The 22753-nt window shown below is 63.2% G+C and carries 23 protein-coding genes and 3 tRNA genes; 16 read left to right on the forward strand and 10 right to left on the reverse strand.

The window, feature by feature from the left end:
* The first annotated feature begins 131 nt into the window (after nucleotides 1-131).
* The 3 genes from NJG22_RS21700 (at nucleotide 132) to mgtE (ending at nucleotide 2291) form a co-directional block, all read left to right on the forward strand.
* Nucleotides 132-208: transfer RNA gene (locus NJG22_RS21700), tRNA-Arg, on the forward strand.
* A gap of 71 nt (nucleotides 209-279) precedes the next feature.
* Nucleotides 280-356, forward strand: a tRNA-Arg gene (locus tag NJG22_RS21705).
* A 492-nt stretch (nucleotides 357-848) separates the two neighbouring features.
* The gene (mgtE, locus tag NJG22_RS21710) at nucleotides 849-2291 is read left to right on the forward strand and encodes a magnesium transporter (RefSeq protein ID WP_253097679.1); all 1443 of its coding nucleotides are present in this window, start codon (nucleotides 849-851) and stop codon (nucleotides 2289-2291) included.
* A gap of 254 nt (nucleotides 2292-2545) precedes the next feature.
* On the opposite strand, the gene NJG22_RS21715 is transcribed toward mgtE, so the two are convergent.
* Nucleotides 2546-2872, reverse strand: a complete 327-nt coding sequence (locus NJG22_RS21715) for an Arc family DNA-binding protein (protein ID WP_003254499.1) — start codon at nucleotides 2870-2872, stop codon at nucleotides 2546-2548.
* A 346-nt stretch (nucleotides 2873-3218) separates the two neighbouring features.
* Here NJG22_RS21715 and phnN point away from each other — a divergent pair, with 346 nt between their 5' ends.
* A complete protein-coding gene (gene phnN, locus NJG22_RS21720) occupies nucleotides 3219-3842 on the forward strand; it encodes a phosphonate metabolism protein/1,5-bisphosphokinase (PRPP-forming) PhnN (protein ID WP_253097712.1) in 624 nt (207 codons plus the stop codon).
* A gap of 73 nt (nucleotides 3843-3915) precedes the next feature.
* A tRNA-Arg gene (locus NJG22_RS21725) sits at nucleotides 3916-3992 on the forward strand.
* A gap of 41 nt (nucleotides 3993-4033) precedes the next feature.
* Here NJG22_RS21725 and NJG22_RS21730 read toward each other — a convergent pair.
* Nucleotides 4034-4576: a hypothetical protein gene (locus tag NJG22_RS21730; RefSeq protein ID WP_253097680.1), complete on the reverse strand. Its 543-nt coding sequence runs from the start codon at nucleotides 4574-4576 to the stop codon at nucleotides 4034-4036.
* 221 nt (nucleotides 4577-4797) lie between these two features.
* On the opposite strand from NJG22_RS21730, the gene NJG22_RS21735 reads away from it, so the two are divergent.
* Nucleotides 4798-5796: a sensor domain-containing diguanylate cyclase gene (locus NJG22_RS21735; protein ID WP_253097681.1), complete on the forward strand. Its 999-nt coding sequence runs from the start codon at nucleotides 4798-4800 to the stop codon at nucleotides 5794-5796.
* 179 nt (nucleotides 5797-5975) lie between these two features.
* On the opposite strand, the gene lpdA is transcribed toward NJG22_RS21735, so the two are convergent.
* Genes lpdA through NJG22_RS21755 form a run of 4 tightly spaced genes read right to left on the reverse strand, consistent with a single transcriptional unit; the run spans nucleotide 5976 to nucleotide 10919 of the window.
* Nucleotides 5976-7355, reverse strand: a complete 1380-nt coding sequence (lpdA, locus tag NJG22_RS21740; RefSeq protein WP_253097682.1) for a dihydrolipoyl dehydrogenase — start codon at nucleotides 7353-7355, stop codon at nucleotides 5976-5978.
* Between the two features lie 2 nt (nucleotides 7356-7357).
* Entirely contained in the window at nucleotides 7358-8626 is a 1269-nt protein-coding gene (locus tag NJG22_RS21745; RefSeq protein WP_253097683.1) for a dihydrolipoamide acetyltransferase family protein, read from the reverse strand.
* The gene (locus NJG22_RS21750) at nucleotides 8627-9685 is read right to left on the reverse strand and encodes an alpha-ketoacid dehydrogenase subunit beta (RefSeq protein WP_217849067.1); all 1059 of its coding nucleotides are present in this window, start codon (nucleotides 9683-9685) and stop codon (nucleotides 8627-8629) included. It abuts the gene before it with no gap.
* Nucleotide 9686: 1 nt separating this feature from the next.
* The gene (locus tag NJG22_RS21755; protein ID WP_253097684.1) at nucleotides 9687-10919 is read right to left on the reverse strand and encodes a 3-methyl-2-oxobutanoate dehydrogenase (2-methylpropanoyl-transferring) subunit alpha; all 1233 of its coding nucleotides are present in this window, start codon (nucleotides 10917-10919) and stop codon (nucleotides 9687-9689) included.
* 198 nt (nucleotides 10920-11117) lie between these two features.
* Here NJG22_RS21755 and bkdR point away from each other — a divergent pair, with 198 nt between their 5' ends.
* The 3 genes from bkdR to NJG22_RS21770 all read left to right on the forward strand — a co-directional run bounded on the left by bkdR (nucleotide 11118) and on the right by NJG22_RS21770 (nucleotide 14536).
* The gene (gene bkdR, locus NJG22_RS21760; RefSeq protein ID WP_217849063.1) at nucleotides 11118-11606 is read left to right on the forward strand and encodes a Bkd operon transcriptional regulator BkdR; all 489 of its coding nucleotides are present in this window, start codon (nucleotides 11118-11120) and stop codon (nucleotides 11604-11606) included.
* A gap of 223 nt (nucleotides 11607-11829) precedes the next feature.
* A complete protein-coding gene (locus NJG22_RS21765; RefSeq protein ID WP_253097713.1) occupies nucleotides 11830-13071 on the forward strand; it encodes a glutamine synthetase family protein in 1242 nt (413 codons plus the stop codon).
* 130 nt (nucleotides 13072-13201) lie between these two features.
* On the forward strand, nucleotides 13202-14536 hold the full coding sequence (locus tag NJG22_RS21770; protein WP_253097685.1) for an MFS transporter: 1335 nt from the start codon (nucleotides 13202-13204) through the stop codon (nucleotides 14534-14536).
* A gap of 243 nt (nucleotides 14537-14779) precedes the next feature.
* Here NJG22_RS21770 and NJG22_RS21775 read toward each other — a convergent pair whose 3' ends face one another.
* From NJG22_RS21775 to flgA, 4 genes are all read right to left on the reverse strand, one after another.
* A complete protein-coding gene (locus tag NJG22_RS21775; RefSeq protein ID WP_253097686.1) occupies nucleotides 14780-15523 on the reverse strand; it encodes a flagellar brake protein in 744 nt (247 codons plus the stop codon).
* Nucleotides 15524-15603: 80 nt separating this feature from the next.
* On the reverse strand, nucleotides 15604-16071 hold the full coding sequence (locus tag NJG22_RS21780; protein WP_217849055.1) for a flagella synthesis protein FlgN: 468 nt from the start codon (nucleotides 16069-16071) through the stop codon (nucleotides 15604-15606).
* Between the two features lie 47 nt (nucleotides 16072-16118).
* On the reverse strand, nucleotides 16119-16427 hold the full coding sequence (gene flgM, locus NJG22_RS21785) for a flagellar biosynthesis anti-sigma factor FlgM (RefSeq protein ID WP_253097687.1): 309 nt from the start codon (nucleotides 16425-16427) through the stop codon (nucleotides 16119-16121).
* 174 nt (nucleotides 16428-16601) lie between these two features.
* Nucleotides 16602-17351 carry a flagellar basal body P-ring formation chaperone FlgA gene (gene flgA / locus NJG22_RS21790; protein WP_104445060.1) on the reverse strand — a complete coding sequence of 250 codons (750 nt, stop codon included), beginning with the start codon at nucleotides 17349-17351 and terminating at the stop codon, nucleotides 16602-16604.
* A gap of 63 nt (nucleotides 17352-17414) precedes the next feature.
* On the opposite strand from flgA, the gene NJG22_RS21795 reads away from it, so the two are divergent.
* The 7 genes from NJG22_RS21795 to NJG22_RS21825 all read left to right on the forward strand — a co-directional run bounded on the left by NJG22_RS21795 (nucleotide 17415) and on the right by NJG22_RS21825 (nucleotide 22738).
* Nucleotides 17415-18344: a chemotaxis protein CheV gene (locus NJG22_RS21795; protein ID WP_104445061.1), complete on the forward strand. Its 930-nt coding sequence runs from the start codon at nucleotides 17415-17417 to the stop codon at nucleotides 18342-18344.
* A gap of 52 nt (nucleotides 18345-18396) precedes the next feature.
* Nucleotides 18397-19224: a protein-glutamate O-methyltransferase CheR gene (gene cheR / locus NJG22_RS21800; RefSeq protein ID WP_217849049.1), complete on the forward strand. Its 828-nt coding sequence runs from the start codon at nucleotides 18397-18399 to the stop codon at nucleotides 19222-19224.
* A 339-nt stretch (nucleotides 19225-19563) separates the two neighbouring features.
* On the forward strand, nucleotides 19564-19971 hold the full coding sequence (flgB, locus tag NJG22_RS21805) for a flagellar basal body rod protein FlgB (protein ID WP_253097688.1): 408 nt from the start codon (nucleotides 19564-19566) through the stop codon (nucleotides 19969-19971).
* A gap of 2 nt (nucleotides 19972-19973) precedes the next feature.
* Nucleotides 19974-20417 carry a flagellar basal body rod protein FlgC gene (flgC, locus tag NJG22_RS21810; protein ID WP_104445064.1) on the forward strand — a complete coding sequence of 148 codons (444 nt, stop codon included), beginning with the start codon at nucleotides 19974-19976 and terminating at the stop codon, nucleotides 20415-20417.
* A 13-nt stretch (nucleotides 20418-20430) separates the two neighbouring features.
* Entirely contained in the window at nucleotides 20431-21129 is a 699-nt protein-coding gene (gene flgD / locus NJG22_RS21815; RefSeq protein WP_253097689.1) for a flagellar hook assembly protein FlgD, read from the forward strand.
* A 30-nt stretch (nucleotides 21130-21159) separates the two neighbouring features.
* Nucleotides 21160-22482 (forward strand): flagellar hook protein FlgE, encoded by a 1323-nt coding sequence (gene flgE / locus NJG22_RS21820; RefSeq protein ID WP_253097690.1) that lies wholly within the window; start codon nucleotides 21160-21162, stop codon nucleotides 22480-22482.
* 67 nt (nucleotides 22483-22549) lie between these two features.
* A complete protein-coding gene (locus tag NJG22_RS21825; protein ID WP_134690853.1) occupies nucleotides 22550-22738 on the forward strand; it encodes a hypothetical protein in 189 nt (62 codons plus the stop codon).
* The last annotated feature ends 15 nt before the right edge of the window (nucleotides 22739-22753 follow it).

Consider the following 22753-nt stretch of genomic DNA (forward strand, 5'->3'; position numbering starts at 1 on the left):
TGGATAGAGTACTCGGCTACGAACCGAGCGGTCGGAGGTTCGAATCCTCCTGAGTCCGCCACTTTTGAAGTGGCTTTGCCTGCAAGGCTGCTTCAATCAACCAGTGGTAACCTGGTCTAAAACTACCCCACGGACTCATAGCTCAGCTGGATAGAGTACTCGGCTACGAACCGAGCGGTCGGAGGTTCGAATCCTCCTGAGTCCGCCACTTTTGAAGTGGCTTTGCTTGCAAGGCAGCTTCATCCGCCAGTGGTAATCTGGTCTAAAACTACCACCTACGGACTCATAGCTCAGCTGGATAGAGTACTCGGCTACGAACCGAGCGGTCGCAGGTTCGAATCCTGCTGAGTCCGCCATATATCAAGAAGCCCGCTCATTTGAGCGGGCTTTTTGTTTTTCTGGCGTACGGAATTGTCGCAGATGTGCATCTACGCTTTTTGTAGAGGTCTGGCGGTCTGTGGAGCAGCCGGCCTGGCCGGCGAACACCGGCGCAGCCGGTGCCCAACCATCGTGTCGCCTGGTTCGCCAGCAAGGCTGGCTCCTACAGGACGAGGTCGGCGCGAATTGTTCGGGGCACTGAATGCGATGTGCTTTTTCCGCCAGGCCCACCGTCGCACTGGTGGCTTCGAGCGTTGTCATAGCTTTATCGCGCAAACGATTGTTCTGGCCAAAAAATTTAAGCGATCCGACAGCTTACACAGTGTATGATTGCGCCCGTCAGCCCCGCCGGGGCTTGTGGAATCCCACCATGGACTTACCCAGTAGTTACTCCTTAACGCGCTTCATACCGCAAGATCTGACCGATTGATTCTCCCGGCGTGCTCCGCTGCTGGGAGTGGAGTTCGCCTATGACCGAAATCGAAGTAAAGAAAGCTCAGGAAAGCCTGCAGGATCGCCTGGCCCAGGTGATCGAACTGCTGCAGCGCCAGCGGGTCGTCGAGGACCTGACCCACCGTCAGGAAGGTCACCACCATGACCTGGTGGAAAACCTCGTCCATCGCCAGAACCTCGTCGAGTTGCAGCGCAAGCTCGATGACCTGCACCCGGCCGACATCGCCTACATCCTCGAAGCCCTGCCGCTGGAAGACCGCCTGACGGTCTGGCAGCTGGTCCGCTCGGACCGCGACGGCGATATTCTGCTTGAAGTTTCCGACGCCGTTCGCCAGTCCCTGATCGCCGACATGGACGATCACGAGCTGTTGGCCGCCGCCAAGGAAATGGACGCCGACGAACTCGCCGACCTGGCACCGGAGCTGCCGCGCGACGTTGTTCATGAGCTGATGGAAAGCCTCGATGCACAGCAGCGCGAGCGCGTGCGTTCGGCCCTGAGCTATGACGAGGAGCAGGTCGGCGCGCTGATGGACTTCGAGATGGTGACCATCCGTGAGGACGTCAGCCTCGAAGTGGTGTTGCGCTACCTGCGCCGGCTCAAGGAGCTGCCGGGGCATACCGACAAGCTGTTCGTGGTCGACTACGACGGCAAGCTCAAGGGTGTGCTGCCGATCAAGCGATTGCTGGTCAACGACCCGGACAAGAAAGTCGCGGAGGTCATGGCCAATGACCCGGTGACCTTTCACCCCGAGGAAGATGCCTACGATGCCGCCCAGGCGTTCGAGCGTTACGACCTGGTTTCCGCGCCGGTAGTGGACAAGAGCGACCGCCTCATCGGTCGTTTGACCATCGACGAGATGGTCGACCTGATCCGTGAGGAGAGCGAAAGCGAAGTGCTGAACATGGCGGGTCTGCGCGAAGAGGAAGACATCTTCGCCTCGGTCTGGCGTTCGTTGCGCAACCGTTGGGCGTGGCTGGCTATCAACCTGATCACTGCCTTCGTGGCGTCGCGGGTAATCGGCCTGTTCGAAGGTTCCATCGAAAAGCTTGTCGCCCTGGCCGCGCTGATGCCGATCGTGGCGGGTATCGGTGGCAACTCGGGTAACCAGACCATCACCATGATCGTCCGAGCCATGGCCCTGGACCAGGTATCGCCCGGTAATACCAGCCGTCTGATGCGCAAGGAGCTGGCGGTTTCGCTGCTCAATGGCCTGATCTGGGGTGGGGTGATAGGCGCGGTGGCGTTCTGGCTGTATGGCAGTTGGTCGCTGGGCCTGGTGATGACTGCCGCGATGACCCTCAACCTGTTGCTGGCCGCCTTGATGGGGGTGCTGATCCCGATGACCCTGACCCGCCTGGGTCGTGACCCGGCCATGGGTTCCAGCGTGATGATCACTGCGGTGACCGACAGCGGCGGCTTTTTCATCTTCCTGGGGCTGGCCACGGTGTTCCTGCTCTGAGGCTGTTGCCGCAGCCTTTGCAGCAGCAGTACAACGCAGTCTTGAAGACTGTGCGATCCCTGTAGGAGCGGCCTTGTGTCGCGAAAGGGCTGCGCGAGCAGCCCCGGCAGTTCTGCAAGCCCTGGTGCTGCGTAGCAGCCCATTGCGACCGGCCCGGCGCTCCGACAAGGCCGCTGCAGAAGCCAAGGCAGAAGGCAGCACCCACAAAAAAGCCAGCTTGCGCTGGCTTTTTCGTGTGCGGCGGTAAAGCGCGATCAGGACGCGTCGGCGGCCATTTCCACATCGTGAGCGATGAGGGCGACCAGGGCGTTCTGCTGGCGGTGAGACAGTTGGCGGAAGCGCTGCAGCAGCTCGCGTTCATGCAGGCTGAGCTCTGGGCTGTCCAGGCGCATGCTCAGCTCGTCGCCCAGCGCACCTTCCTGGATAAGGCTTTGTTCCAGGCGTGCGATGATCTCGGAGTTCATGCTGCGGTGATGGTTGCGCGCTACCTCGGCAATGCGCTCACGCATCCCGTCTGGCAGGCGAACGACGAACTTGTCAGCGGTGCGGCTCGAATAGATAGCCTGTTTCATTGGGCGCATATAAATTGACCGGTTGTTCTGGTTCAGGGGAAGCGGTTCTCAAATTGGCCGCACGGTGGAAGTACGACCGCGGCGACGACAAAATGTTCAACCGTGATGTGATTTTGGGTGTTCATCTTGCCTCGTGGTCGCCGTTTCCTTGGCGTCAATTCTGTGACAAATAGTGAGCCGGATAAAGGCTTTTTGCCAGTACCAATTATCAGAAATGAGCACTGGTTTGAAAAGTTTCACATACATCCGTGGTCGGCAGTGTCAGACGTTTGTCGTCAAAATCTGGTAATAAGCAACAAACGCCGAGGGAAAAGCTTACAATTTGCGGGTTTCCTTCACATTGAGCATAGTGGCTATGCAATATGACGCAAGCAACGGGATGATCTCAAGGGCACGGGTTATATTGCTCATAGGACCGTCTGGCGCGGGAAAAGATTCCCTGATCGATGCCGCCCGTGAGCCATTGCGCGCGCGTGGGGTAGAAGTGGCCCGCAGGGTCATCACCCGCTCGGCCGAGGCCAAGGGCGAAGACGCCCACGGCGTGAGCGAGGCGCAGTTTCAGGCCATGCACGACGCCGGGGCGTTTGCCCTGGATTGGCAGGCCAATGGCCTGCGCTATGGCATTCCCATCCAGGTCGACCGTTGGCTTGGCACCGGCAAGTCGGTGCTGATCAACGGTTCCCGCGGTCACCTGGCAGCCGCTCGGCGCCGTTATCCCGACCTGCTGGCGGTGGGCCTGGCGGTATCGCCCCAGGTCTTGCGCGAGCGTTTGCTCGCCCGGGGGCGGGAAAGCCTCGAGGATATCGAGCAGCGACTGGCCCGCAACGCCCGCCTGCAAGCTTATGATGCCGACGTCCATGTGCTGGACAATTCGGCTACATTGGCAGAAGCGTTGCGCGCCTTGCTCTGCTTGCTCGACGAGCAGGGGATAATCCGCTTGAGCCTTGCGCAAAAACCGACATGCAATTTGCCCGATTGAGGCATGACAAACGGCGGCATGCTGGTTAACATGCTTGCCGTCCCGCCGTACAGGCTCCGCTGGCGGCTCGCATGTCTCAGTAGCTCAATTGGATAGAGCATCCCCCTCCTAAGGGGAAGGTTGCAGGTTCAAATCCTGCCTGGGACGCCATCTTCAGATTTTCCCCGCCTGTTCATCGCACCGTCGATTGCTCAAAGGGTAGGGGAATAGCGTTTTTCGATGTCCTGCTCGGTCGTCTTGTTCGCCACCTCAGCCACGCTGCCTGGAGCCTGGGCGCGATACTGCTGCTGTGCAAGACGAGCCTGAATCTTCAGCTCGGTGTCTTCCTTGATGCGCAGGGCGATCTGCTTGTCGATCTTAAGCTTCTGCTCCGGCGGCAGGGCATCGTACTCTTGCGCTGTCAGGCCAAGTTCCTGGAGCAATTTCTCCTTGATCTTCTGCGCCGGTGACTTGGCCATGTAGTCGCGGAACTCCTGCAGGGCATCGGGGGCTTCCTGCTTGGCCGTGCGGGCCTGGCTTGTAGCGTCGGCGCGAGGGTTCTGCAGCTTGGCCATCAACTTGGCAAACGCCTCCTTGCCGTTGTCTCCTGCACCTTGTTGCGCTGTGCTGCCTTGGCTGTGCTGCTGTGCGTCGGCCTTGCCGGTCGCGGGGATGCCCTGGAAGGCTGGCTGTTCGCTGCTGCTGTAGTGCTGCTGCACGTTGTGCCAACCCAGGCCGGTTGCATTGATAAGCATGGTTTCCTCCATGGACTTGAAGCAAAGGACCGGACGAAAGTGGCAAAAGCTGTGCCAGTGCGCCATGCGCAATGAAATAGAGCGTTCGGGCTATTCCGGAGGCTGTGTGCACGGAATATGCTTGCCCGCGAGAGGAACAGGATTGCCGCCTGCGGCAATTATCATGAATGTCGGCAGCACCGTGACCGGGGCGCAGTTGCTGGATACCAAGGAGAGCGTCCATGAGTCAGGCAATCAAGCCGATTCCGGCGGAGTTTACCGAACAGCAACTGCACACCTTGTTCGAGCTGATCAGCGATGGCATCTGGGACTGGGATGCCAACAGCGGTTATGTCTACCGCAACCCCGGCTGGTACGCGATGCTGGGCTATGCCAGTCATTCCATGGCCAACTCGGTGCTGACCTGGGAGAGCGTGATCCACCCGCAGGACTATCCGCGGGTGATGGCGCATTTCGAGGCCTACATCAACCAGCGCAACGAGCGCTACCGCATCGAGTATCGATGCCGCTGCCAGGACGGCAGCTACCTGTGGATCGAGGACAGCGGTCATATCATTGCCCGCAACCCGGATGGCTCGGTGGCCCGCATGCTGGGCGCGCACCGCAATATCGATGCCGGCAAGCGCCTGGTGGCGGGCCTGGAACAGCGCAACCAGTCGCTGGAGACCCAGGTCGCCGAGCGCACCCGCGAGCTGTCGTGGGTCAACCAGCAATTGCAGCGGCAGTTGGACGAGAACCGTGAACTTGCCGAACGCGATGCGCTGACCCGCACCGCCAACCGCTATTGTCTGGAAAAGACCTTGCAGCAGGAATGCGAGCGCGCCGGCCGTTTTCGTGAGCCATTGGCCTTGATCGCCATGGACCTGGATGACTTCAAGCCGATCAACGACCGCCATGGCCATGCCCGGGGCGATGCTGCGTTGATCGAGGTGACCGAGCGCATCCGCACCTGCCTGCGGCCTCAGCACTTGTTGGCGCGCTGGGGCGGGGACGAGTTCGCGGTGGTGCTACCGGGTAGCGACCTTGGCGAGGCCCGTGCGCTGGCCGTGGCGATTCGCCAGGCGATGGGGCCGATGGCGGCGATCGGTGATTGCCAGCTGACCATGAGCTATGGCGTGGTGCAATGGCAGGAGGGTGACGACGCCGCGCGCTTGCTCGAACGGGCCGACCAGGCGTTGTACCGGGCCAAGGCCGATGGCAAGAATGCCGTGGCTGAGTGACACGATGAATGGCGCCGGCTTTGCCGGTGTTCGCCGGCAAGGCCGGCTCCTACACGTTTGCGGCGCACCCCGCCCCGTAGGCGCCAGCTTGCTGGCGAACCAGGCGAGGCGATGGACGATGTTAAAAAAAGACCCGCGGCGCCTGGGGCGCCGCGGGCCAAATTGCCGCTTCAAGTGACTCAGATATGCAGTGCGTGCCCCAGGGCCCGCAGTGCCGCTTCCTGTACCGCCTCGCCGAGGGTCGGGTGAGCATGGATGGTGCCGGCGATGTCCTCCAGGCGCGCACCCATCTCCAGTGACTGGGCGAAGGCGCTGGACAGCTCGGACACTGCCACCCCCACGGCTTGCCAGCCAAGGATCAGGTGGTTGTCGCGGCGCGCCACCACCCGCACGAAGCCGGTCTTCGATTCCAGGCTCATGGCCCGGCCGTTGGCGGCGAAGGGGAACTGCGCGACGATGCAGTCCAGGCCCTGCTGGCTGGCTTGCTCCGGGGTCTTGCCGACGACCACGACCTCTGGGTCGGTGAAGCACACCGCAGCGATGGCGCTGGGTTCGAAGCGCCGGGATTTGCCGGCGATGATCTCGGCGACCATCTCGCCCTGGGCCATGGCCCGGTGCGCCAGCATCGGCTCGCCGGCCACGTCGCCGATGGCCCAGACATTGCGCATGCTGGTCTGGCAGCGCTCGTCGATGGCGATGGCCGCGCCGTTCATCTTCAGGTCCAGGCTTTCCAGGCCGAAGCCTTTGGTGCGCGGACGGCGGCCCACGGCCACCAGCACCTGGTCAGCTTCCAGGCGCAGTTGGCCACCCTGGCCGTCGCTGGCCAGCAGGCAGCCGTCGGCATAGCCTTCGACCCTGTGGCCCAGGTACAGGGCGATGCCGAGTTTCTTGATCGAGTCGGCCACCGGCGCGGTGAGTTCCGCGTCGTAGGTCGGCAGGATGCGCTCGCGCGCTTCCACCACGCTGACCTTGGCTCCGAGCTTGCTGTAGGCGATGCCCAGCTCCAGGCCGATGTAGCCGCCGCCGACCACCACCAGGTGCTGGGGCAATGCCTTGGGCGCCAGGGCCTCGGTGGACGAGATGATCGGCCCGCCGATCGGCAGCATCGGCAGTTCGACGCTGCTGGAACCTGTGGCCAGCAGCAGGTGCTCGCACTGGATATGCTGGCCATCGACTTCGACGCGCTTGCCGTCGAGGATCTTCGCCCAGCCGTGGATCACCTTCACGCCATGCTTTTTCAGCAGCGCGGCGACGCCGCTGGTGAGGCGATCGACGATGCCGTCCTTCCACTCGACGCTGCGGCCGATGTCCAGGCGTGGCGACGATACGCTGATGCCCAGTGGCGATGGCTCGGTGTAACGGCTGGCCTGGTGGAACTGCTCGGCGACATGGATCAGCGCCTTGGAGGGGATGCAGCCGATGTTCAGGCAGGTGCCGCCCAGTGCCTGACCTTCGACCAGCACGGTGGGGATGCCCAGTTGCCCGGCGCGGATGGCGGCTACGTAGCCGCCGGGGCCGCCACCGATGATCAGCAGGGTGGTGTCGATGATCGGTTGCATGGTCACTCCACGAACAGGCAGGCAGGTTGTTCCAGCAGGCCGCGCACGGCCTGGATGAACAGGGCGGCGTCCATGCCATCGACCACGCGATGGTCGAACGAGCTGGACAGGTTCATCATCTTGCGCACGACGATCTGGCCGTCGATCACCATGGGCCGCTCGACCATGCGGTTGACACCGACGATCGCCACTTCCGGGGTGTTGACCACTGGCGTGCTGACGATGCCGCCCAGCGCGCCGAGGCTGGTCAGGGTGATGGTCGAGCCGGACAGTTCCTCGCGGCTCGCCTTGTTGTTGCGGGCGGCATGGGCCACCCGGGCGATCTCGCTGGCGTTGCTCCACAGGCTGCCGGCTTCGGCATGGCGCAACACCGGCACCATCAGGCCGTTGTCGCCCTGGGTGGCGATGCCCACGTGCACCGCGCCATGGCGGGTGATGACCTGGGCTTCGTCGTCGTAGGTGGCGTTGATCTGCGGGAAGTCGCGCAAGGCGACGACCATGGCGCGCACCAGGAACGGCAGCAGGGTCAGCTTGCCGCGGCTTTCACCGTGCTTGGCGTTGAGCTGCTGGCGCAGGGCCTCCAGGTTGGTCACGTCGATTTCCTCGACGTAGCTGAAGTGGGCGACGCGGCGCTTGGCGTCCTGCATGCGCTGGGCGATCTTGCGGCGCAGGCCGATCACCGGCACCTGCTCGCTGTCGGTGCGCTTGCCATAGCCGCTCGGGGCCTGGCCGACGCTGCTCTGCGGCTTGCTGATGAAGGCGTCGAGGTCTTCATGCAGAATGCGCCCGGCCGGGCCGCTGCCATGCACGTAGCGCAACTCGACACCGGCATCCAGCGCGCGCTTGCGCACGGCGGGGGAAGCCAGCGGCCTGTCGTGGGCCTCGCGCGGCACGATCGGCGCCGCCGTAGGCTGGGCGCCAGGCTGAGGTTGCGCCTCGAGGCGCGGCGCCGGCTGGCTGGCCACCTGCACCGGCGCGGGTGCCGGCTCCATAGCCTTGGCCTGCGGCGTGTCGACATGGTTGCCGCTGCCTTCGACCTCGATGCGGATCAGCTCGCTGCCGACCGCCATCACTTCACCTGGTTGGCCGCCCAGGGCCAGTACCTTGCCGGCAACCGGCGAGGGGATTTCCACGGTGGCCTTGTCGGTCATGACGTCGGCCACCACCTGGTCCTCGGCGATCAGGTCGCCGACCTTGACGAACCATTCCACCAACTCGACCTGCGCGATGCCTTCGCCAATGTCCGGCATCTTGATGACGTGCGTGCCCATTCAGACCTCCATGACCCGTTTCAATGCCGCGCCTACCCGTGAAGGGCCTGGGAAATACGCCCATTCCTGTGCGTGGGGGTAGGGGGTGTCCCAGCCGGTGACGCGCTCGATCGGCGCCTCGAGGTGATGGAAGCAGTGCTCCTGGACCAGCGACACCAGTTCGGCGCCGAAGCCGCAGGTGCGGGTGGCCTCGTGGACGATCACGCAGCGGCCGGTCTTTTTCACCGACGCGACGATGGTTTCCAGGTCCAGCGGCCAGAGGCTGCGCAAGTCGATGACCTCGGCGTCGACGCCGCTTTCCTCGGCCGCCACTTGCGAGACATACACCGTGGTGCCGTAGGTCAGCACGGTGACGTCGTTGCCCGGACGGGTGATCGCCGCCTTGTCCAGCGGCACGTTGTAGTAGCCGTCCGGCACCGCGCTGTGCGGGTGCTTGGACCACGGCGTCACCGGACGGTCGTGGTGGCCGTCGAACGGGCCGTTGTACAGGCGCTTTGGCTCGAGGAAGATCACCGGGTCATCGCACTCGATCGAGGCGATCAGCAGGCCCTTGGCGTCGTAGGGGTTGGACGGCATCACCGTGCGCAGGCCGCACACCTGGGTGAACATCGCCTCGGGGCTCTGGCTGTGGGTCTGGCCGCCATAGATGCCGCCGCCGCAGGGCATGCGCAGGGTCAGCGGCGAGATGAACTCGCCGGCCGAGCGGTAGCGCAGGCGGGCCATCTCCGAGACGATCTGGTCGGAGGCGGGGTAGAAGTAGTCGGCGAACTGGATCTCGACCACCGGCCGCAGGCCGTAGGCGCCCATGCCCACGGCGGTGCCGACGATGCCGCTCTCGGAGATCGGCGCGTCGAACACGCGCGACTTGCCGTACTTGGTCTGCAAGCCTTCGGTGCAGCGGAACACGCCGCCGAAGTAGCCAACGTCCTGGCCATAGACCACCACGTTGTCATCGCGCTCGAGCATGACATCCATGGCCGAGCGCAGGGCCTGGATCATGGTCATGGTGGTGGTGGACATGGCGTTTTCCAGATGGATGCTGTTGTTGTGATCGTTCATCTCAGACCCCCAGTTCCTGGCGCTGACGGCGCAGGTGATCGGGCATTTCCTTGTACACGTCCTCGAACATCGAGGCGGCGCTGGGGATATGGCCGTTGCTCAGGGTGCCGAACTGCTCGGCGTCCTTCTGCGCCTTGATCACCTCGGCCTCGAGCTCGGCGCTGACCGCCTGGTGCTCGTCCTCGGACCAGTGGCCGGCCTTGATCAGGTGCTGCTTGAGGCGAGCGATCGGGTCGCCCAGCGGGAAGTGGCTCCAGTCGTCGGCCGGGCGGTACTTGGACGGGTCGTCCGAAGTGGAGTGCGGGCCGGCGCGGTAGGTGACCCATTCGATCAGCGTCGGGCCCAGGCCACGGCGGGCGCGTTCGGCGGCCCAGCGCGAGGCGGCATAGACGGCGATGAAATCGTTGCCGTCGACCCGCAGCGAGGCGATGCCGCAGCCCACGCCACGGCCGGCGAAGGTGGTCGACTCGCCCCCAGCGATGGCCTGGAAGGTGGAGATCGCCCACTGGTTGTTGACCACGTTGAGGATCACCGGGGCGCGGTAGACGTGGGCGAAGGTCAGCGCGGTGTGGAAGTCGGACTCGGCGGTGGCGCCGTCGCCGATCCAGGCCGAGGCGATTTTCGTGTCGCCCTTGATCGCCGAGGCCATGGCCCAGCCGACCGCCTGGACGAACTGGGTGGCGAGGTTGCCGCTGATGGTGAAGAAGCCGGCTTCGCGCACCGAGTACATGATCGGCAACTGGCGGCCCTTGAGGGGGTCGCGGGTGTTGGACAGCAGCTGGCAGATCATGTCCACCAGCGACACGTCGCGGGCCATGAGGATGCTCTGCTGGCGGTAGGTGGGGAAGCACATGTCGCTGCGGTTCAGGGCCAGGGCCTGACCGCTGCCGATGGCTTCCTCGCCCAGGCTCTGCATGTAGAAGGACATTTTCTTCTGGCGCTGGGCGACTACCATGCGGCTGTCGAAGATACGTGTCTTGAGCATGGCGCGCATGCCCTGGCGCAGCACCTGCGGGTCGATGCCCTCGGCCCAGGGGCCAACGGCGTCACCGTGCTCGTTGAGCACACGCACGAGGCTGTAGGAGAGGTCCGCGGTATCGGCGGGCTCGACATCGATGGGCGGTTTACGCACAGAACCGGCGTCGTTCAGGCGCAGGTAGGAGAAATCGGTCTGGCAGCCTGGCCGGCCTGTAGGCTCGGGCACATGCAGACGCAGGGGGGCGTACTCGTTCATTGCTTTTTACGCTCGCTCGAATGTTGTTTTTGTGAGCTTTGAAGCGGCCGCCGCTGAGTACCGGCTTGTGACTGGCAAGTCAGCGTCTTTTACATCATAGGGGGATGGCCGGAGAATTTTTCTCTCAAGTTCGTTGCCTTTGCCCGGCGAGGAAGATAAACATTCCGCACAAACACAAAAACCAGGTGAATTTGTCTCATGCGTAAGTTGGATCGTACGGATATCGGCATTCTCAACAGCCTGCAGGAAAACGCCCGCATCACCAACGCGGAGCTGGCGCGCTCGGTCAACCTCTCGCCCACGCCGTGCTTCAATCGGGTCAAGGCCATGGAGGAGCTGGGGGTGATTCGTCAGCAGGTCACCTTGCTGTCGCCCGAGGCATTGGGGCTGGACGTCAATGTGTTCATCCATGTCAGCCTGGAGAAGCAGGTGGAGCAGTCGCTGCATCGCTTCGAGGAAGAGATCGCCGAGCGCCCGGAGGTGATGGAGTGCTACCTGATGACGGGCGACCCGGATTACCTGCTGCGGGTGTTGCTGCCAAGCATCCAGGCCTTGGAGCGGTTTCTCGACTACCTGACGCGCTTGCCGGGGGTGGCCAATATCCGCTCCAGCTTCGCGTTGAAGCAGGTGCGCTACAAGACCGCGTTGCCGTTGCCGGCCAATGGCATGACCTTGCGTGAACCTTGAGGCGCGCAGAAGGCGGCGATGGCGGCTCCGGCACGCTGGGTGCTTGATATTTTAAACACCCACGGCCTATGTTGTGTTCATCGCCACCCCGGCATGCCAACACAACAACAAGGACAGCGTCATGACGACCGCAGGCCCGCATCACCAGGCCCAGCAGCTGCAGGGCATCGATGAAATCGAATGCGTCACCCCCGACCTCAACGGCGTCGCCCGCGGCAAGGTGATGACTGCCGAGGGTTTCCTCGAAGGTCGGCGCTTGCAGATGGCGCGCGGGGTGTTGCTGCAATGCATCATGGGCGGCTATCCGCCGGCGAAGTTCTACGGCAGCGACGACGGCGACCTGGCGCTGGTGGCTGACCCGGCGCAGGTTCACCGCCTGCCCTGGAGCGACGAGCCCCGTGCCCTGGCCATTTGCGATGCGGTCGAGCTCGATGGCCGGCCGTCGGGGTTGTCCAGCCGCGGCCAGCTGAAGGCGGTGCTCGCCCGCTATGCCGAACGCGGCCTGGCGCCGGTGGTGGCCACCGAGCTGGAGTTCTTCGTCTTCGCGCCCAACACCGATCCGACCCAGTCGTTCCAGCCGCCGTTGGGCAAGGATGGGCGCCGGGAAATGGGCCATTCGGCGTTCAGCGTCAGTTCCAACAACGGCCTGCGCCCGTTCTTCAACGAGGTGTACCGCTGCATGGCGGCGCTGGGCCTGCCGCGCGATACCTTCATGCACGAGATGGGCGTCAGCCAGTTCGAGATCAACCTGCTGCACGGCGACCCGCTGCTGTTGGCCGACCAGACCTTCCTGTTCAAGCACTTGCTCAAGGAGGTCGCGCTCAAGCACGGCCTGACCGTGGTATGCATGGCCAAGCCCCTGGCACACACACCCGGCAGCTCGATGCATATTCACCAGAGCCTGGTCGACAGCAGCAGCGGGCGTAACCTGTTCAGCGACGAACACGGCGCCCCGACCGATACCTTTCACCATTTCATCGGCGGCTTGCAGGCTTGCCTGGCCGACTTCACCCTGTTGTTCGCGCCCAACGTCAACTCCTACCAGCGCCTGTGCCACCCGTACGCCTCGCCCAACAACGCCTGCTGGTCAGAGGACAACCGCGCCGCCGGCCTGCGTATCCCCGCCAGCGCGCCGGCGGCGCGACGGGTGGAGAACCGTTTGCCGGGCGCCGATGCCAACCCCTACCTGGCGATCGCCGCGAGCCTGGCTGCCGGCCTGCATGGCATCGAGCGGCAGATCGTGCCGGCCGCGGCCATCCAGGGCGAGTTCGAGGTACCCGAGCACCTGAGCCTGCCCTGCACCCTGCATGCGGCCCTGCAGCGCCTCAAGCACAGTGCCCTGGCCCGGGAACTGTTCGGCCATGAGTTCATCGAAGGCTACATCGCCACCAAGACCCTCGAGCTGGCCGACTTCTTCGACGAAATCACGCCGTGGGAGCGGCGCGTGCTGGCAGCGCAGGCCTGAGCGCGACACAACCTGTAGCGGGCGCGCCGTCAGCGGCGTATTTCGCGGTTTGGGGCCTGCGCGGTCGATGATTTGCTCTTATGCTAGCTCTGCACCCCACGCCACCTGACGAAGGAGCCCGACGGGACGTATGCGCACTATCTGGAAGCCGTTTCAGTCGCTGTATTTCGCTGCCTTGATGATGTTGATCGGCTCAGGCTTGCTCAGTACCTACCTGGCATTGCGCCTGGCCGCCGACCATGTCGACAGCCTGTGGGTGGGTGCGCTGATGGCTGCCAACTACTTTGGCCTGGCCCTGGGCGGCAAGATTGGCCACCGGTTGATTGGCAGGGTGGGGCATATCAGGGCTTACGCCACCTGCGCCGGTATCGTCGGCGCGGCGGTGCTTGGCCACGGCTTGACCAGTTGGCTGCCGGCCTGGGTCGGGCTGCGGATGATCGTTGGCCTGGGCATGATGTGCCAATACATGGTCATCGAGAGCTGGCTCAACGAACAGGCCGATGCCAAGCATCGCGGGGCGGTGTTCAGCGGCTACATGATCGCCTCCTACCTGGGCCTGGTGCTCGGTCAATTGATCCTGGTGGTGCACCCGCAGTTGGGGCCGGAACTGCTGATGCTGGTGGCCATGTGCTTTGCCTTGTGCCTGGTGCCGGTGGCCATGACCCGGCGCATCCACCCCGCGCCCTTGCGCCCGGCGCCGATGGAGCCGAAGTTCTTCATCAAGCGGGTGCCGCAGTCGTTGTCCACGGTGCTGGGTTCGGGCTTGATCGTCGGCTCCTTCTATGGCCTGGCGCCGCTGTATGCAGCCAACCAGGGGCTGTCCACCGAGCAGATCGGCTTGTTCATGGGCAGCTGCATCTTCGCCGGTTTGGTGGTGCAATGGCCGTTGGGTTGGCTCTCCGATCGCTATGATCGCGCGCTGCTGATCCGTAGCGTGGCGAGTGGCCTGGCGCTGGCGTCGGCGCCCTTGGCCATCCTGCCGAGCGTGCCGCTGGCGTTGCTGTTCGGCATCGGCTTTGTCATTTCGTTGTTGCAGTTCTGCCTGTATCCATTGGCGGTGGCGTTCTCCAACGACCATGTGGAGAGCGAGCGGCGGGTGTCGCTGACGGCCATGCTGTTGGTGACCTACGGCGTTGGTGCCTGCATCGGGCCATTGGCTGCCGGTGTGCTGATGAAGCTGTTCGGCGCGCAGATGCTGTATGCCTTCTTCCTGTTCTTTGCGCTGGTGCTGGTGTGGCGAATCCGGCCGAAGGCGGTGACCGGCTTGCACCAGGTCCAGGATGCCCCGCTCGGCCACGTGGCGATGCCGGCGGCAGGCTCGCCGTTGTCGGCGGCGCTCGACCCGCGGGTCGATGAACAGACCGTGCAGGAGGTGATGCAGGCGCCGGTGGCGGCGGAGGATACCGAAGAGGAAGACAAGGGTGTTTCAGGAGCGCCGGCTGGTGCCGAGGAGGTCAGGACTTGAATGCGCTCGCGAAGCCGCAGGCGCTTGCTGGCGAACCAGGCCACACGGTGGATGGCACCGGCTTTGCCGGTGTTCGCCGGCAAGGCCGGCTCCTACACGTTTGCGCAGCACCCCGTCCCGTACAAGCCAGCTTTGCTGGCGAACCGGTGCCGGCGACACCGGCTGCTACACCGATCGCGTCGATCACCTTGAGTGTCGAGCAAGCCCGTTGAGCGAAAACGCCACCCGAGGGTGGCGTTTTTCTTAGTAGTCGTCCTTGTCGAACCGCCGCGCTTCGCGCTGCAGCTGGTAGACGAAACTCTCGATCTTGCGCTGCGCCTGGCCGTTGAGGTTATGGAAGCGGACCCCGGCGAAGGTGGTGTTGATGCGCTCCTCGAAATGCAGGTGGCGCAGCTCGACCATGGTATCGGCCAGCCCCAGCGGGTTGCCGGCCTTGAAACGCTCGTAGACCTGGCCCAGTTGCAGGCGGTCTTCGACGTTGCCTTCGAAGCGCAGCTTGCAGCCGGTGGCGGAGATGTCCAGCAGCTTGCCGCGCAGGGCGCCGTTACCCTTGAGGTGGGTGCCGTCGAGGGTCACGTCGACCAGCTGCGACAGCTTCAGCGCGGCGCGGAAGGCATTGCGCCGCTGATGGTAGGTGACTTCCGTGGGCAGCGGGCCGCGGTAGCAGCGGTGGCCGTCGATCTCGCTGATGGTCAGCGGGATGTCGCTTTCCCAGGCAATGCGCACGCCGTCATGGAAGCCTTCGATGCGAAACGCTTCGCCGTTCTCGATGTACTTTTCGCCGTCACGCGGGATCATCTCGTCCAGCGCCAGTACCCCGGCCTCGCGGTCGACATGCACCACGTAGCTCTGGAAGCGCTGGCTGCGTTCATGGAAGCTGATGATCAGCGGGTCGTGGCTCTCCAGCAGCTGGCGCAGGTTGGCCGCAATCTCCAAAGGAGTGCTCAGCACCTTCGGTGGCTGGGGAGCATCGGATTCGTTGAACACGGGTTTTCAATCTCCAGGCAAAAACGACACACGCAATTAACGGCATTTTGCCAGTATGTTCCGTGCCTTGATACCACTAATCACACTTGGCTGATCGCCCGGGGCTTGGCCATCGGCGAGGTACCGCCACGGCTGTCGTAGAGCGACGGAGAATCGCCGCCCTGAAGGATTCTGACCTGGTTGGCCGTGACGTGCTGCTGCACCTGGATGATCTGGCCGTTGGTCGCGTTGACCTGCTGGCAGGCGTCCATCAATTGGCTCAGCTCGTCGAGCCGGGCGAGGATCGCCTGGCCATTGCTCGACTGGGCCGCGAGGGCTTGCGCGCCGGCGCGATCGGCACTCAGGCCGAGGCTGGCGAGCAGTTGGCTGCGGCGCCGACCCTGCTGCTCGAGCAAGATGATCAACGACTGCTTGCGGGCCAGGATCTGCTCCAGCACCACCATGTCGCGGCCGTGCAGGGCTATCGCTTCGTTTTGCAGAAGCTCGAGCAGTTCCTGCGTGGGCGCGATGTCGTTTTCGATCAGTTGCAGCAGAGTGATGTCGTGCATGGCTAACTCTTGGCGTGTTGCGTCCTTGAAGTCAGCGCGCCTGAAGGTCAGCGCTGGGCTTCGAAATCAAGCAGTTTGCTGGCGACCCGGTCGGCATCGACCTGGTAGCTGCCGTCGGCGATGGCCTGTTTCAACTCGGCCACGCGGGCGCTGTTGACGGTCGGCTGATCGCGCAGCTTGTCGCTGATCTTCTGCAATTGCTGGGCCTCAGGGCTCAGATGTACCGCTTCTCCGCTGGCGCGTTTGGGCGCCTCGCTGGCTTCGCCGGCTTTTTCGGCGGTGCCTGGCGCGGCATTGCCGCGAACGCCGCCGGTAATGGACGGAGAATTATTCAAGCGACTAAAGTCGATGACCATGATCAGAACCCCTGGGTATTAGGACGCATGCCTGGTTTTCGGCCAACCCGAAGAAAACTTTAGCCAGGAAAACCACACTGGCGCAAAGCGCGGCTTGCGCAACCCGATTTCTGACACAGTTTAGGGCCCTCGGTTCCTCACCGCCAGCTTTGCGTCATGGTCTTGCAGCCAGGATTACATGGCCACCTCGACCTGCCCGGGCCCTGTCACCCTGGCCTTGACCACCCGTTTGGAGTTGAGGTTGCGCACCCGGATCTGGGTTTGCAGGCCGCCCTTGTCCAGCGCTTCGCCGGGCATGCGCACGCTCAGGCTGCCGCTGCGGGCGACGATCACAACATGATCGCCCTTGCGCACCACCTCGGCCTGCTCCAGGTGTTGCTGGGTGAGCAACTGGTCGACCACCGTCGGGCGTAGCAATTTCAGGCCCACCGCCTGGTCCAGCTGGGTCAGGTAACCTTGGCCGAGGCTGCCGACATCGCGCTCGCGCAGGGCCACGTCGCCTTCACCGATGACGCTGTCGCGCTTGAGTGGCCGGGTCATGACCACCACGTCGCGCAGCAGGCGCACCTGGGCCGGCACGAATACTGTCCAGGGCGCCGCGCCGTCGCAGCGCACCCTGACCGTCACCCGCCCCAGTGGCGTGGAGCCTTCCAGCGAGGCGTCCAACTGCTGGCTGCACTGCGGCATGCGCAGGCGCGGGTCGAGTTTGTTCACCTGGATCTCGTAGCGACCCTGGGTCTGGGTGGTGGCCAGATAATCCTCCACGGTGAATTCAAGAAACCCTTGAGTGACACCGATAAGCTGTTCAGGCAAGGTAAAAGCGTCCGCCAGCGCCTGGGTGCCGGGTACCATCAGGCACAATGCGGCCAGGGAACCGGTCAGCAGGCGCGTCAGTCGTCGGAAAAATGTCGTTTTCGTGTACATGGCGCTCAAAAAAGCAAAGCCCGTGCCGACTTGGTACATAGGCAATCGTTGAAGGAGTCCGGCATGGCTGGAGTGATGGATTCGGTCAACCAGCGCACGCAGCTGGTGGGGCAGAATCGCCTGGAGCTGCTGTTGTTTCGCCTCAATGGCGACCAGCTCTACGGCATCAATGTGTTCAAGGTCCGCGAGGTGCTGCAGTGCCCGGATTTGACACTGCTGCCCAAGTCCCATCCGGTGGTGCGCGGTGTGGCCAACATTCGCGGGGCGACCATCCCGATCCTCGACCTGTCGATGGCCACCGGCTTGCCGGGCCTGCAGGAAGAGACGCGCAAGAGTTTCGTCATCATCACCGAGTACAACACCAAGACCCAGGGGTTCCTGGTGCACTCGGTGGAGCGCATCGTCAACATGAACTGGGAAGAGATCCATCCGCCACCCAAGGGTACCGGGCGCGATCACTACCTGACCGCGGTCACCCGGGTCGACAACCGCATGGTCGAGATCATCGACGTGGAGAAGGTGCTGGCCGAGGTGGCGCCGTCGTCCGAGTCGGTGTCCGAAGGGGTGATCGATGCCGAGGTGCAGGACAAGGCGGTGCTGTTGCGGGTGCTGACGGTCGATGACTCGTCGGTGGCGCGCAAGCAGGTCAGCCGCTGCCTGCAGACGGTGGGGGTCGAGGTCGTGGCGCTCAACGACGGTCGCCAGGCCCTGGACTACCTGCGCAAGCTGGTGGACGAAGGCAAGCGTCCGGAGGAGGAGTTCCTCATGATGATTTCCGATATTGAAATGCCGGAAATGGACGGCTATACCCTCACGGCGGAGATTCGCAGTGACCCGCGCATGCAAAAACTGCACATCTGCCTGCATACTTCGCTGTCTGGGGTATTCAACCAGGCCATGGTCAAGAAGGTCGGCGCCGACGATTTTCTGGCCAAGTTCAAGCCGGACGACCTTGCCCAGCGCGTGGTCGATCGGATCAAGGCGGCACATTGAAACGGCCGGGGCGTGCCCCGGCGCAAGCGACATATAAAAAGAGGCGGCAGCATTGTCTACGGGTAATTTGGATTTCGAACAGTTCCGGGTCTTCCTGGAGAAAGCCTGTGGCATCCTGCTGGGCGAGAATAAGCAGTACCTGGTCTCCAGCCGTCTCAACAAGCTGATGGAGCAGCAGGGCATCAAGTCGCTGGGCGAACTGGTGCAGCGCATCCAGACCCAGCCACGCGGTGGCCTGCGCGAGCAGGTGGTCGATGCCATGACCACCAACGAGACACTCTGGTTTCGCGACACCTACCCGTTCGAGGTGCTGAAGAACAAGGTGATACCGGAGTTCATCAAGGGCAACCCCGGCCAGCGTCTGCGTATCTGGTCAGCGGCCTGTTCGTCGGGGCAGGAGCCGTATTCCATCTCCATGGCCATCGACGAGTTCGAGCGCAGCAACCTGGGCCAGTTGAAGATGGGTGCGCAGATCGTCGCCACCGACCTCTCCGGCGCCATGCTCAACAACTGCAAGACCGGTGAGTACGACAGCCTGGCCATTGCCCGCGGCCTGTCCCAGGAGCGCTTGCAGCGCTACTTCGACACCAAGGGGCCTGGGCGTTGGGCGGTCAAGCCGCCGATTCGCAGCCGCGTCGAGTTCCGCTCGTACAACCTGCTCGACAGCTACGCGCCGCTGGGCAAGTTCGACATCGTGTTCTGTCGCAATGTACTGATCTACTTCTCGGCCCAGGTCAAGAAGGACATCCTCATGCGCATCCACGGCACGCTCAAGCCCGGCGGCTACCTGTTCCTGGGCGCGTCCGAGGCGCTCAATGGCCTGCCGGACCACTACCAGATGGTGCAGTGCAGTCCGGGGATCATCTACCAGGCCAAGTGAGGCGGGTGGCAAAGGGCAAAGGGAGCCGGTATCGCGAGATGCCGGCTTTTTTATGCCTGTCGATCTCACGTCTTCCACGCATGGGCACCCGCCTTGCTGGCGAGTCAGGTGCAGCATTGCGTCGGTGTGAATGCCGTCAATATTTTGTTTTGCCGCCTCGGTGGCTGCCTGATTGCCGCCTGGCGACTGCAAAGCGGAAGCACTTTGCCGCTTTTCTGGCAGCGACGGCCTGCGGTTTCAGGCCAAAGGCCCGGGTTGACAGGCTTTGTCTTGGTTGGCACAGCCCTTGCTTTAGCGTTAGCCAACGACACTCTGGTCAACCTTCGAAGGTTCCCCGACATGAGCATCAGCTTCGACAAGGCGCTTGGCATCCACGAAAAGGCATTGGGCTTCCGTGCCCAGCGTGCCGAGGTGCTGGCCAACAACATCGCCAACGCCGACACGCCGAACTACAAGGCGCGCGACATGGACTTCTCGTCGGTGCTCGCCGCCGAGTCCGACAAGCAGCAAAAAGGCCGTATCGCCCTGGATCGCACCAACAGCCGCCACATCGAGGCCGAGGGCCTGGCGATGATGGACGACACCTTGAAGTACCGCACGCCGATGCAGCCGTCGATCGACCAGAACACCGTGGACGCGCAGATCGAGCAATCGAACTACACGGAAAACGCCGTTGGCTTCCAGGCCAGCTTCACCCTGCTCAACAGTAAATTCAAAGGGCTGGTATCGGCCCTGCGTGGAGAGTGACCATGTCCCTTGCCAGTGTCTTCAATATCGCCGGTAGCGGCATGAGCGCGCAGAACACGCGCCTGAACACCGTCGCCTCGAACATCGCCAACGCCGAGACCGTCTCCTCGAGCATCGACCAGACCTACCGCGCCCGCCATCCGGTGTTCGCCACCACCTTCCAGCAGGCCCAGGCCGGCGCCGGCCAGTCGCTGTTCGAGGACCAGGGCGAGGCGGGGCAGGGCGTGCAGGTCAAGGGCATCATCGAGGACCAGAGCAACCTCGAGGCGCGTTACGAGCCGAACCATCCGGCGGCGAACAAGGACGGCTACGTCTACTACCCGAACGTCAACGTGGTCGAGGAGATGGCCGACATGATCTCCGCCAGCCGTGCGTTCCAGACCAACGCCGAGCTGATGAACACCGCCAAGAACATGATGCAGAAAGTGCTGACCCTGGGTCAGTAAGCAGGGAGCCGAAATGACTACCACCAATACCGATAACCAGGTCGGCAGCGGCTATCTGGAGTCACTGCAAAAGCCCACCAGCAAGAACAACGGCAGCACCGGCCAGGCCGGCAGCGCGCTGGGCAAGGACGCGTTCCTGCAGTTGCTGGTGACGCAGATGAAGAACCAGAACCCGCTCGATCCCCAGGACAACGGCGAGTTCGTCGCGCAGCTGGCGCAATTCAGCAGCCTCGAAGGCATCCAGTCGCTCAAGGAGTCGGTTGACGGCATCCTCACCGGCATCGGTTCGTCCCAGGCGCTGCAGGCGACCTCGCTGGTCGGCCGTTCGGTGATCGTGCAGACCGACAAGGCCGTGGTCGACACCACCAAGAGCTTCAACGGCCAGGTCGTGGTGCCGTCGAACATCAGCGAAGGCAAGGTCACCATCAAGGACAAGGACGGCAACGTGGTCAAGACCATCGAGCTGGGCGCGCAGAAAGCCGGTACCGCCGACTTCATCTGGGATGGTACCAACGACAAGGGCGAGAAGGTCGATCCGGGCAACTACACCTTCAGCGCCGAGACCAAGGTCGATGGCAAGGCCAAGACGCTGGCCACGCTGCTGCCGGCCAAGGTCAACAGTGTCAGCTTCCAGAATGGCAGCGAGATGATGCTCGACCTGGCCGGCATCGGCAAAGTCGGCATCTCCAAAGTCACCACCATCGGAATTTAACGCCGCAGAATCGGCACAAGGAGCGAGTACATGTCTTTCAATATCGGCCTTAGCGGTCTCTATGCGGCGAACAAATCCCTGAACGTTACCGGCAACAACATTGCCAACGTCGCCACCACCGGTTTCAAATCGTCGCGCGCCGAGTTCGGCGACCAGTATTCGCAATCGATCCGCGGCACTGCCGGCGGCAAGACCCAGGTGGGCAGCGGCGTGAAGACCATGGCGGTCTCGCAGATGTTCAACCCCGGCAACATCAATGGCACTGGCCAGGCGCTGGACATGGCCATCGACGGCAACGGCTTCTTCGCCCTGAACGACAATGGCTCGCGCATCTATACCCGTGCCGGCGCCTTCTACAGCGACAAGGAAGGCTACGTGGTCAACGCCAGCGGCGCCAACCTGCAGGGCTATCCGGTGGATGAAAACGGCAAGGTGATCCCGGGCGTGCTGACCGACCTGAAGATCGACACCTCGAACCTGGCGCCGAAGCCGACCGGGCGCATTTCCGAGACCGTCAACCTGAATTCCAGTGCCACTGCGCCGACGGTTTCGCCGTTCGACCCGACCAATGTCAACAGCTACAACTACACCTTCAACACCCCGGTGTACGACAGCCAGGGTAACGAGCACCAGATGAACCAGTACTTCGTCAAGGATGCCGGCACCAACTCCTGGACCATGTACACCACCATCGATGGTCGTAACCCGGCCGACCCGACCCTGCCTACGCCACTGAAAAACACTTTGCCCTTTACGTCGGCGGGTAAGCTGGATACGGCGGCCATGCCTGTTGGTGCTGTCACAGGTGGTCTGACCATCGCAGCCGACAAGACCTTCAAGCTCGATAACTGGGTGCCTGCCGAGAAGAATGCGGCCGGTGCCTGGGTTGGTAACGGTGCAGTCATGCGTCCTGGTGGTGTTGTCCTGGACATGCTGGCCACCACTCAGTTCAACGCCGCCTCGGCGACCACCGCCAAGGACCAGGATGGCTACGCCACCGGTGAGCTCGCCGGCCTGACCGTCGACCAGAGCGGCAACATGTTCGCCAACTTCACCAACGGCCAGAACAAGGTGATCGGCCAGGTAGTGATTGCCAACTTCGCCAACCTGCAAGGCCTGACCCCGGTCGGCGCCACGGCCTGGAAAGAGTCCTACGCCTCGGGCGTGCCGATCATCGGCGAGCCGGACACCGGCACCCTGGGCCGTATTGCCGGCAGCTCCCTGGAAGACTCCAACGTCGACCTGACCGGCGAGCTGGTCAACTTGATCAAGGCGCAGAGCAACTACCAGGCCAACGCCAAGACCATTTCCACCGAAAGCACCATCATGCAGACCATCATCCAGATGACCTGATGAGCGTGGCGTGATCGAGCCCCTGCTTGCAGGGGCTTTTTCACGTCTGGCAGAGGAGGTTGATGTCATGAACAAGTCGATGCTGGTGGCTGCCGGCGCCTTGTTGCTGGCGCTGTCGCTGCAGGCCGCGCCGGCGCCCTGGTACCAGTGGCAGAGCCTGGCGACCGGGCGCTACATGTGCTCGGCCAACGACCCAGGGGAGGGCTGGAAGCGCCATTCCGGCCCCTACACCAACGGCGCGTGTCGCGCCGACTGACGCGGCAGTTGCCGG

The organism is Pseudomonas sp. VA159-2, assembly GCF_024126635.1.
Taxonomy (GTDB): Bacteria; Pseudomonadota; Gammaproteobacteria; order Pseudomonadales; family Pseudomonadaceae; genus Aquipseudomonas; species Aquipseudomonas muyukensis.

Coding starts and splice junctions, on each gene's coding strand:
- mgtE (WP_253097679.1), top strand. CDS start 849: ATGACCGAAATCGAAGTAAAGAAAGCTCAGGAAAGCCTGCAGGATCGC.
- NJG22_RS21715 (WP_003254499.1), bottom strand. CDS start 2,872: ATGCGCCCAATGAAACAGGCTATCTATTCGAGCCGCACCGCTGACAAG.
- phnN (WP_253097712.1), top strand. CDS start 3,219: ATGCAATATGACGCAAGCAACGGGATGATCTCAAGGGCACGGGTTATA.
- NJG22_RS21730 (WP_253097680.1), bottom strand. CDS start 4,576: ATGCTTATCAATGCAACCGGCCTGGGTTGGCACAACGTGCAGCAGCAC.
- NJG22_RS21735 (WP_253097681.1), top strand. CDS start 4,798: ATGAGTCAGGCAATCAAGCCGATTCCGGCGGAGTTTACCGAACAGCAA.
- lpdA (WP_253097682.1), bottom strand. CDS start 7,355: ATGCAACCGATCATCGACACCACCCTGCTGATCATCGGTGGCGGCCCC.
- NJG22_RS21745 (WP_253097683.1), bottom strand. CDS start 8,626: ATGGGCACGCACGTCATCAAGATGCCGGACATTGGCGAAGGCATCGCG.
- NJG22_RS21750 (WP_217849067.1), bottom strand. CDS start 9,685: ATGAACGATCACAACAACAGCATCCATCTGGAAAACGCCATGTCCACC.
- NJG22_RS21755 (WP_253097684.1), bottom strand. CDS start 10,919: ATGAACGAGTACGCCCCCCTGCGTCTGCATGTGCCCGAGCCTACAGGC.
- bkdR (WP_217849063.1), top strand. CDS start 11,118: ATGCGTAAGTTGGATCGTACGGATATCGGCATTCTCAACAGCCTGCAG.
- NJG22_RS21765 (WP_253097713.1), top strand. CDS start 11,830: ATGACTGCCGAGGGTTTCCTCGAAGGTCGGCGCTTGCAGATGGCGCGC.
- NJG22_RS21770 (WP_253097685.1), top strand. CDS start 13,202: ATGCGCACTATCTGGAAGCCGTTTCAGTCGCTGTATTTCGCTGCCTTG.
- NJG22_RS21780 (WP_217849055.1), bottom strand. CDS start 16,071: ATGCACGACATCACTCTGCTGCAACTGATCGAAAACGACATCGCGCCC.
- flgM (WP_253097687.1), bottom strand. CDS start 16,427: ATGGTCATCGACTTTAGTCGCTTGAATAATTCTCCGTCCATTACCGGC.
- flgA (WP_104445060.1), bottom strand. CDS start 17,351: ATGTACACGAAAACGACATTTTTCCGACGACTGACGCGCCTGCTGACC.
- NJG22_RS21795 (WP_104445061.1), top strand. CDS start 17,415: ATGGCTGGAGTGATGGATTCGGTCAACCAGCGCACGCAGCTGGTGGGG.
- flgB (WP_253097688.1), top strand. CDS start 19,564: ATGAGCATCAGCTTCGACAAGGCGCTTGGCATCCACGAAAAGGCATTG.
- flgC (WP_104445064.1), top strand. CDS start 19,974: ATGTCCCTTGCCAGTGTCTTCAATATCGCCGGTAGCGGCATGAGCGCG.
- flgD (WP_253097689.1), top strand. CDS start 20,431: ATGACTACCACCAATACCGATAACCAGGTCGGCAGCGGCTATCTGGAG.
- flgE (WP_253097690.1), top strand. CDS start 21,160: ATGTCTTTCAATATCGGCCTTAGCGGTCTCTATGCGGCGAACAAATCC.
- NJG22_RS21825 (WP_134690853.1), top strand. CDS start 22,550: ATGAACAAGTCGATGCTGGTGGCTGCCGGCGCCTTGTTGCTGGCGCTG.